The organism is Nodosilinea sp. LEGE 07088, assembly GCF_015207395.1.
Classification (GTDB): domain Bacteria; phylum Cyanobacteriota; class Cyanobacteriia; order Phormidesmidales; family Phormidesmidaceae; genus Nodosilinea.
In genome coordinates this window covers 44,390-53,704 of record NZ_JADEWX010000024.1, presented here as the reverse complement: position 1 = coordinate 53,704, position 9,315 = coordinate 44,390, and the positions used below count along the sequence as shown (strand labels likewise).

Here is a 9,315-nt window from a genome sequence, read left to right as displayed (position 1 = left end):
ACTCCCAGCCCCACCCCAACCGGGGCTCGCCAGATGCGGGTAGTGACCGAGGGTGAAGAGACCTCGGTGTTCGACGGGCCGGGTACCGAGTTTGGGTTTGTCCGCAGCGTTCCTAACGGTTCTATTGTCACTGTTACTGGGCGCACGTCGGGTAACTGGTCAGAACTCATTGACGGCGGCTGGATCTTTTCCCTCTGGCTAGAGCCCCTGTAGCGGCCAGCTGAGCCTTAGCTCTATGGACAACTTGCTGAACCGGCGGATTGTCTGAGCCAATGGCGGGTATTAGGCGCGATCGCGCCTAACCTCCAGGCCTCTAACAACTGCTTTTATCATTTAGCTAACTCTATGAATTTAAAGTGTTCATAGATAAAAACTTCCAACCATCTAGAATGTCAAATCCTGCAATGGTTTCAGAGCCTACGTAATACTGCGCAACGATTCTGAGAAAGGCGTTACAACTTGTGATGTTATAACGTTGTGCATATAACGTTATGTATCTGCAACCGTTCATTGAGCTGACGATGGCAGCGATCGCTCAAGGCTGTTTCTGGAAAAGCTGAGAGTTTTCTGGTAGTCAAGCTTGGTGATGCTAGAGAATTTTTTCTGAATCTTTCTGAATCTTATTTAACGCCTGGGAGTTCTACATTGGTTAACGATACTGAGTCACCTGCCACTTTCTGGGCGTCTGCCCAAGAAATTGTCTTGCAGGTGTTGCAAATCATCGACGTTCGTCTGGCCCTGGTGATTGGGCTGGCTGCGTTTATGTTGGCGGTCGGGTTTGATTCATCGGGTAACCAGGCAGAGGCGGCAGATTTGATGGGTCAGTCGTCTTTGGTGTCGGTTACCGTGTCGGTTGGCTCCGCTGAACCAGCCTTACCCTATATTCCGGCCTCAGGGTCAGTGGCGGCTCATCGTCTGCGCCATGGCACGTTAACGAGTGCAATCATAACCAGCAACCGCTTAACCGATGCTCATTTCTTTACTGAGCTGCCCTCAGATCAATAGAATCTCTGGGGGCGATCGCGCTAATTTACAGGACTCATGACAACTAAACAGTCTAGCGGCGTTGAGGGCTTAAAATATAATGTTGGCCCCCAGCAGTATATTTTTTAGGGCTGGTTGGCCTGGCAGCTCTGGCCTGCCTGTTCGTTCTGATTGTCTTCACGTCGGCACATTCCTATGACCTCCTCCATTCGCTTTCTCATGTGCGCTCCCCACCACTACGAGGTGGATTATGTTATCAACCCCTGGATGGAGGGCAACATTCACCGCTCATCGCTTGAGACCGCTCGGCAGCAGTGGCAAGACCTCTATCAAATCATTGCCGATCGCGCCGATGTCGACTTGGTCAAGCCCCAACCGGGCTGGCCAGATATGGTCTTCACCGCCAATGCCGGGCTGATTTTGGGCAATCAGGTGGTGCTGAGCCGGTTTCTGCACCCAGAGCGTCAGGGCGAAGAGCCATTCTTTAAAGCCTGGTTTGAGGAACAGGGGCACGACGTGTTTACCCTGCCCCCGGATCTGCCCTTTGAGGGGGCTGGCGATGCCCTGCTCGATCGCGAAGGGCGCTGGCTATGGGCGGGCTACGGCTTTCGCACCGAGCTAGATTCCCACGGGTTAGTGGCCCAGTGGCTGAATATCGAAGTGTTGTCGCTGCACCTGATGGACGAGCGCTTTTATCACCTCGATACCTGCTTTTGCCCCCTGACGGGCGGCTACCTGCTCTACTACCCGCCAGCCTTTGATGCCTATTCCAATCGCCTGATTGAGCTGCGGGTGCCCCCAGAAAAGCGCCTTGCGATCGACGAGCCCGATGCCATTACCTTTGCCTGCAATGCCGTCAATATCGATCGCATTGTGATCATGAACCAGGCCAGCGATGAGCTCAAGGCACGGCTAGCCGATGTGGGCTTTGACGTGGTGGAGACGCCTCTGACCGAATTTCTCAAAGCTGGCGGAGCGGCCAAATGTCTAACCCTGCGGGTGACAGAGCCCCTGCATCCCGAACCGGCCAAGGATAGAGGGTTGCTGTCTCGCACCGTGACCATGACGGGGCACCTGCTCGACTCGGGGCTGGTGAGTCGGGCCCTCGATCTGATTATGGAAGGGGGCGGCAGCTTCCAGGTGTTGAACTTTGACCTGGGCGAGCAGCGGCAGAGCACCTCATCGGCGGAGATTCGGGTGTCGGCGCCTGACCATGAGGTGATGGATGAAATCATGGCCCAGCTGATTGATCTGGGGGCTGTGGCTTTGCCCCAAGAACAGCAGGACGCCCGCCTGGTGGCGATTAGCCAAGCGGGGGTTGCCCCCGATGATTTCTATAGCTCGACCATTTACCCCACTGAGGTGCGGGTGCGGGGCGAATGGGTGCGGGTGCAAAATCAGCGCATGGATGGCGTGATTGTGGTGTCGGCGACGGAGCCGGTGGCGACCTGTAAGCTGCTGCGCGATCTGGCGGTGGGCGACCAGGTAATCGTGGGCTATGACGGCATTCGCAGTGTGCGCAGCACCACCGATCGCAGCCGTGCCGCCGCCACCACCGAAGAGTTTAGTTTCATGGGCTCTGGGGTCTCTAGCGAGCGCCGGGTCGAGCTAATCGTAGAACAGGTCGCCTGGGAACTGCGCCGTCTGCGCGATCAGGGGGGCAAGGTGGCGGTAGTGGCCGGGCCAGTGGTCATCCACACTGGCGGGGGCAACCACCTGTCACGGCTGATTCGCGACGGCTACGTGCAGGCGCTGCTGGGGGGAAATGCGATCGCCGTGCACGATATCGAGCAGGCCATGCTCGGCACGTCCCTCGGCGTCGATATGAAGCAGGGCACCTCGGTGCGGGGTGGCCACCGCCACCACCTGCGGGCCATCAACAGCATTCGCCGCTGCGGCAGTATCGCTAACGCCGTCGATCAGGGGGTGCTGACTCGCGGGGTGTTCTACGAATGCGTGCAGCACAACGTACCCTTCTCGTTGGCCGGGTCTATTCGCGATGACGGCCCCTTGCCCGATACCAAAATGGATCTGCTTGCGGCTCAAGCCGACTATGCTCGACTGATTGAGGGCTGTGACCTGATTCTGATGTTGTCGACTATGCTCCATGCGATTGGTGTCGGCAATATGACCCCCGCCGGGGTGAAGATGGTGTGTGTTGACATCAACCCTGCGGTGGTGACCAAGCTAGCCGATCGCGGTTCCCTAGAGTCTACCGGGGTGGTGACCGATGTTGGCCTGTTTCTCAGTCTGCTGGTGAAGCAGCTCGATCGCCTCACCCAGCGCCACGTAGTGGCCCAGTCGTAGGCTGTCCTGGGGGCGATCGCTCCCAGAGTAATAGTCGGTGCCACTGGCGCTCATCCTCGAAGCATCGATCCCCACCTGGGGATCGACTACCATTGATCACAGACCTCATCCAGGCCAAAGACAGGTTGGGCTGGGGCTAGCGATCATAGGAGTGCTGATATGGATGAGCCATTTCCCCAGGATATGCTCAAGAGCGACTTGCTCAGTCGTCTGGCCATCAACCTCGATACCGCCGAAGAGGTTGGCCCGATCGCTGAAATTTGGGTCAACGGACGCACCCACCAGGTCAAAGGAATTGGCTGTAGCGGGGGCAGGCTATTGAGCCGTCAAAGCCGACGGTTTCTGTGGTCCCAGATTGGTTCCATCGGGCGCGATGGCGTAGTGGTTAAAGCCGGGGCCCAGCTCGAGGCCATTGATGAGCACCTGCAAGATGCGCTGCCCCTGGGAGACGTGGAGCTGTGGTCAGACCATGGCGATCGCGTGGGGCAGCTGGTTGACTATCGATTTGATCTAATCACCGGGAATATTCTGCAATACCTGTTCGTACCGGCGCCAGACTGGGCAATGGCTGCGGGGCTCTACGCGCTGGCGCCAGTTGCGGTCATCAGCACGGGGCGTCGCCGCATGATGGCAGCGGCTGCCGCGTTAGGACAGGCAATTTTAATCCAAGCCGGGGTGCAGGCCGAGCCGGTGGCTTCTTCTACCCCCTTTGACCGTCTGCCCCTCGACCGAATGCCCGACCCCCGCCAAAGCTGGGATGCGGCTGTCAAGACTACTCGCCGGGCTAGCGATCGCCTGCAAGATGGTCGTCAAAAGCTGGGGGCCGAAGCCCAAGATCGCCGTCAGCAGCTTCAGGCTGAGGCCCAAGACAAGCTGGGTGGCCTGCTGGGTAACGTCAAAAAGCGTACCCGTCGGTTGCGTCATCAGCTGCGGGAGGCGGTTACCGATGCTACCGCCGGGTTGCCTTCGGGCTCAAACCTGCGCCATGACGATATGCCGACCATTGATGTCAATGCGATGGAGCTATGGCCCGAGGATGAGCAACCCGAGCGCTAGGTCATAGGCCGGGGCAATGGGCTAGAGGTCACGCTGGTAGTCTGCGATCGCATCGAGTAGATCGGCCTTGCTGCCTGCCGGAATCAGATCCGCCAGGGGTACTGTTTTAGAGCCGCCGCCAATCGCGATGGGGGTACCCGCCAGCACCTCTGCCACGGCTGATTCGGTTACCGCATCGCCCGTCACCAAGGGGTAAAGCCTCTCAGCCAGAGGAGTATGAAGCTTGGCATCCCCCAGGTAAAGGTGCCACTTGGCCACATCGATATAGACTTTGTCGCCAATCGCTGCGGCTAGGGCCTCAATCGCTCGGGCGGTAGACGCATCAGACATCGTTAAGATTCTCCATTGGGGTCAGGGTCGGTTGGAGACAGCGGGGTGGGCGTGTAATCTGCGATCGCAAAGATATAAACCCCATGGCCGACCAAAACAGCCAGCCAGGGCAGCGTTACCCTGCTCACCCAGGGAGCCCAGGCCGGGTTGAGGGTATGAAAAAACCACAGCCCCGAGTTCACGGCAATAAATGCCGCCACATGCACCGCAAAGTTGATGCGGTCTTCGAGGCGACGATAGTCGGGGTCTTGACGGGTCGGTTGACGGGGCCAACGAGGCGGCATAGAGCTAACTTCACGCTACATCCTTCATTTTAATGGGGGCGGAGCCATTCCCCACTGACAAATGTAGGCATATATGGCCAAAGCTGCCGCCGTCTGCACATTCAGCGACGGCACCATGCCATACTGCGAAATCGCTACCGTTTGGTCACAGGCCGCTGATACCTCTGCTGGCAGGCCCGTCAGCTCTCTGCCGAGCACTAGCACTGTGCGCTGGGCAAACTGCATCTGGCTGAGGGGCATAGCATTGGGCTGCAAATCCAGGGCAATGGGGCTATAGCCCTGGTCTCTCCGCTCCGCCAGCCACTGGAGCAGGGCAGGGGTAGGGCACTCCCACAACGGCTGCCACTGATAGGTGGCTACTGCGCCCTGTCGAAAGGTGCGATCGCTCGCCAGCGTCAGATCTCGCAGCACCAATGCCTCCAGACGAAAGGCCTCAGCCGTGCGGCAGAGCATCCCCAAATTCATTGGGTTCTCAACCAAAGCAGCGCACACCACGAGTGAATGGCGGGGCAAATTTTGATAGTCTCTGCGCAAGGATGTCATCAGCCCCTATCGCCTCACCCCACAGAGCGATCCACTGGAAATGGTGGATCGCTCAGCTATAGACGCCCATTGTTGGGGTTGCACAACTGTTAGGCGGCGGCGATCAGGGCGATATTCGAGAACACAAAGTCTTGCACATCTTTGCCACTTTCGGTCTCAGTTTCAATGGTGCGACGAGAGAGAATAGAGTAGCCCCCAACCTCAGTGTAGAGGTCTTCAAAGGTGCTGAGGCCGCCCTTCGGCTCACCCGTTTTGGGGTCGTGGTAGATCGAGTCGTAGCGGTGCGATAGGTAGCCCGCCCCAGTATCGTGGCTGCTGTAGGTGTGAATCGTCACCACCACGCCATGAATATGACGATGCACCATCGACACTTCCTGGTTGCGGATTTGGTAGCGATCGCCCTCAGACTTACCGCCCATTAAGATTTCTACCGATCCGTCAGCCAGGGTCTCGCCATAGCTAAAGGTATTGTTGCCGTGGGTCTGTTCAAAACCCCGGCGCACCCGGTGAATCGAAACCTCAAACAGCTGCCCATGCACTATTTTTTGGGCGGTTTCATCAGCAATGCCCGTCACTTCGGCCTTGAAGTCAGCGCCAATTTTAGCCTGACCGGTGTAGGTCTCGCCATTGTGGGTAAAGCTGACATCAGCGGTATAGCCAGGGAACGCGGCATCCCAGGTGTAGCGATTTTCGTAGGCGACCCGAAAAAAGTCGCGTGCCGAAAGTTGAGTTCCAACCATCAAACTATCTCCCGTATACGTCGGTGGGCCATAGCAGCAAGCCATGGGGTTGAGGTTTCTCTAGCATACCGATTCTGCGGTACCTTCGCCTGTGCCCGCGACGTGACCAATTCCCAGGGGTGCTCTATGACAAACGCTTAATCTGGGGAAACGTATTCTGGTTTACAGTACCTTCTGAGTTGCCTCTCTAAAATAAGAATCCACCTTATAGCTCCCCAAGGTACCTTAGGTTATTTTTCGCAGCCCAGCGACATGGCTTTCTGAGCAGTTTTTGAGCTAAAGCAACCCAGTTAGCTCAGGCTTTTCCACAGGTCATATTCTCCCCGCCGATTTGACAAGATTGCTCTTTTCCTTTAACGGCAACGGTTTACGACCTTTAAAAAAAACAAACCCAGAGACGGTGTTTAATTATCCACAGCTGTTGAGGCATTCTGTGGATAACTTTTGGCACATTCAACCTTAGTTCTAGGTTGAGCACCATAGCCATCTCCTTGGCTGCCCAGAGCTAGTACTCGAAGGCTGAAATATGTCCAACGTTCCGGATCGCTTGGCTCCCTAGCTCCCCTGCTCCCTAGCTCCCTGGCTCTAAGGAATAGTATCTAAACTTGCGCCGTGGAGTAATAAGTCTCCCCGAGCCAGGTCTATTGATAAAGGGTTAATTAAATGTGGCGTTGATCGGTGAGCCCGACTACTCATCTGTCCCCCTAAAGCGCTATAGGTGAAGTACCTGCGTAGCTTGAGATAGCATTCACCTCCTATGGAATTGACCTACCAACCCTTTACGGTGCAAAAGCGCGTACCCCTGACCATCAGTCGCGGCACCACCGCCCAGTCGACCAATCTATGGCTCAAGCTCAGAGCCGAGGGCATAGAGGGCTGGGGCGAAGCTGCACCCTTCTCGATTGGCAGTCATCAGCAGACTCTAGCCATGCTAGAGCAAGATATTACCCAGCTACAAGGAGCGCTGACCTCCTATCATCCCTTCGATCGCCAGGCCATTGAGGCCGTGGTGGAAGAATTGTCGATTCACTCGGCGGCTCGGGCGGCCTTAGATGTGGCCCTGTGGGACTGGTGCGGTAAAGCTGTAGGCCAACCCATCTGGCGATTGCTCGGGTTAGACCTAGATCGCATTCAGCCCACCTCAGTTACGGTAGGTATCTCTTCACCGGAGGCGGCCCAACTGCGATCGCAAGATTGGCTACAGCAAACCACCGCCCGCGTTCTTAAAATTAAGCTTGGCAATCCTGCCGGTATCGAAGCCGACCAGGCTATGTTTCAAGCCGTATATGACTCTGTTTCGGCTGACATCAGCATTAGCATTGACGCTAACGGAGGCTGGAGCTTAGACGACGCCAAGCTCATGGCAGACTGGTTGGCAGCTCGTCGGGTTACCCACCTCGAACAGCCCCTGCCTGTCAGCCAAAACACCGACTTAGCCCAGCTAAAACAGCATTCGCCCTTACCTATCTTTGTCGATGAAAGCTGCTTCAACAGTCGAGACATTCCACTGCTGGCCCATGGAGTCGATGGTATTAACATTAAGCTGATGAAGGCCGGGGGACTTACCGAGGCTCTACGCATGATTGACACTGCCCGAGCTGGCGGGCTGGCGGTCATGTTTGGCTGTTATTCCGACAGCAGTCTGGCCAACGGAGCCATGGCCCAACTGTCACCGCTGGCTGATTACCTCGATCTCGATAGCCATCTCAACCTGCGCGATGACCCATTTACTGGCCTATCGCTAGTCAACGGACGCTTGATTCCTGCTCACCATCCTGGACTTGGCCTTAACTATGTATCTCAAGCCCAATAGCCGTATTGCTCTACTGATGCACGAGGGAACCCAGGGCGTCATGGGTAAAACGGGCTTGGCTATGCTGCGCTTTAGCTCATCGCCCATTGTGGCCGTGATCGACTACCAAGCTCAAGGCCAAGCACTCCACGATCTGACCGGCATCGATAAATCTATTCCCATTGTTGGGTCGCTAACCGAAGCCCTAACCTATACCCCAGATGTACTGACCATAGGCATTGCTCCTTCTGGCGGTAAACTTCCTGAGGCATGGTTTCAAGAGATCGAACAGGCCATTAAAGCCGGTCTTAGCATCGTCAATGGCCTACACACTCCCATGGCCAGCAACCCAGCCCTGCAGCCCTGGCTGAGACCTGATCAGTGGATTTGGGATGTTCGCAAAGAGCCGGAAGGGCTGTCGGTGGGTAGCGGTCAAGCACGTCAGCTTACCTGTAAGCGCATTTTGACGGTGGGCACTGATATGTCTGTGGGCAAAATGTCGGCCACCCTAGAGCTCCATCGCGCCTGTCTCCAGCGGGGGCTGCGCTCTAAGGTGATCGCTACAGGGCAGACCAATCTCATGTTGGGCGATGATGGCGTTCCTCTAGATGCTATTCGCGTCGATTATGCCTCAGGGGCGATCGAGCAACAGGTAATGCGCTACGGACCTGACTACGATTTCATTTTTGTAGAGGGTCAGGGTTCTCTGCTCAACCCAGCCTCAACAGCAACACTTCCCCTACTCCGGGGCACTCAACCCACCCACTTGGTGCTAGTACACAGGGCTGGGCAGCGCCATATTCAAAATTTTCCCGACGTGAAAATACCTGATCTTTCCAGCGTAATCGCGCTGTATGAGCAGGTGGCTTCGGCGGCAGGTGCATTCTACCCAGCTAAAGTGGTGGCGATCGCCCTCAACACCGGGCATTTAACGACTCCAGAAGCTGACTCAGCCATTCAAACCATAGCTGCAGAAACCGGCTTACCCTGTGCTGATATCTTTCGCTCTGGAGTCGAGCAGCTACTAGCCCCCATCCTGACCTAGGCCAGCTACTTCTTCCGCAGGCGATAGGTAATGCGCCCCTTGGTCAGGTCGTAGGGGGTGAGCTCTACTTTGACGCGATCGCCAGGCAAAATCTTAATATAGTTACGGCGAATCTTGCCCGAAATGTGGGCTAGTACGTTGAACCCATTATCCAAATCAACCCGAAACATGGCGTTCGGCAGCGATTCAGTAATGGTGCCCTCCATTTCAATTAGGTCTTGCTTAGACAAGCTG

General features: G+C 56.2%; 10 protein-coding genes and 1 pseudogene. 6 read left to right on the top strand and 5 right to left on the bottom strand.

The window, feature by feature from the left end; all coding sequences use genetic code 11:
- The 4 genes and pseudogenes from IQ254_RS08550 to IQ254_RS08535 all read left to right on the top strand — a co-directional run.
- Nucleotides 1–213 (top strand): annotated as a pseudogene (locus tag IQ254_RS08550) (hypothetical protein); the annotation flags it as partial.
- 432 nt (nt 214–645) lie between these two features.
- Nucleotides 646–1,005, top strand: a complete 360-nt coding sequence (locus IQ254_RS08545) for a hypothetical protein (RefSeq protein ID WP_193965755.1) — start codon at nt 646–648, stop codon at nt 1,003–1,005.
- A gap of 174 nt (nt 1,006–1,179) precedes the next feature.
- Complete coding sequence (locus IQ254_RS08540; RefSeq protein WP_193965754.1) at nt 1,180–3,291, top strand: TIGR00300 family protein; 2,112 nt, start codon at nt 1,180–1,182, stop codon at nt 3,289–3,291.
- A gap of 159 nt (nt 3,292–3,450) precedes the next feature.
- A complete protein-coding gene (locus IQ254_RS08535) occupies nt 3,451–4,347 on the top strand; it encodes a hypothetical protein (protein ID WP_193965753.1) in 897 nt (298 codons plus the stop codon).
- A 21-nt stretch (nt 4,348–4,368) separates the two neighbouring features.
- Here the strand turns inward: IQ254_RS08535 and IQ254_RS08530 are convergent, their stop codons facing one another.
- The 4 genes from IQ254_RS08530 to IQ254_RS08515 form a co-directional block, all read right to left on the bottom strand.
- Nucleotides 4,369–4,677, bottom strand: coding sequence for a DUF3181 family protein (locus IQ254_RS08530; protein WP_193965752.1), 309 nt, complete (start codon nt 4,675–4,677; stop codon nt 4,369–4,371).
- A 2-nt stretch (nt 4,678–4,679) separates the two neighbouring features.
- Complete coding sequence (locus tag IQ254_RS08525) at nt 4,680–4,961, bottom strand: 2TM domain-containing protein (protein ID WP_193965751.1); 282 nt, start codon at nt 4,959–4,961, stop codon at nt 4,680–4,682.
- Between the two features lie 24 nt (nt 4,962–4,985).
- Entirely contained in the window at nt 4,986–5,504 is a 519-nt protein-coding gene (locus IQ254_RS08520) for a TrmH family RNA methyltransferase (RefSeq protein WP_193965750.1), read from the bottom strand.
- Nucleotides 5,505–5,593: 89 nt separating this feature from the next.
- A complete protein-coding gene (locus IQ254_RS08515; RefSeq protein ID WP_193965749.1) occupies nt 5,594–6,244 on the bottom strand; it encodes a DUF3386 domain-containing protein in 651 nt (216 codons plus the stop codon).
- Nucleotides 6,245–7,001: 757 nt separating this feature from the next.
- Here IQ254_RS08515 and IQ254_RS08510 point away from each other — a divergent pair.
- On the top strand, nt 7,002–8,057 hold the full coding sequence (locus tag IQ254_RS08510; protein ID WP_193965748.1) for a dipeptide epimerase: 1,056 nt from the start codon (nt 7,002–7,004) through the stop codon (nt 8,055–8,057).
- Entirely contained in the window at nt 8,038–9,081 is a 1,044-nt protein-coding gene (locus IQ254_RS08505; RefSeq protein ID WP_193965747.1) for a DUF1611 domain-containing protein, read from the top strand. The genes IQ254_RS08510 and IQ254_RS08505 overlap by 20 nt, the downstream gene beginning before the upstream one ends.
- Before the next feature lie 5 nt (nt 9,082–9,086).
- Here IQ254_RS08505 and infA read toward each other — a convergent pair whose 3' ends face one another.
- Nucleotides 9,087–9,311 (bottom strand): translation initiation factor IF-1, encoded by a 225-nt coding sequence (gene infA, locus IQ254_RS08500; protein WP_017297627.1) that lies wholly within the window; start codon nt 9,309–9,311, stop codon nt 9,087–9,089.
- Between the last annotated feature and the right edge of the window lie 4 nt (nt 9,312–9,315).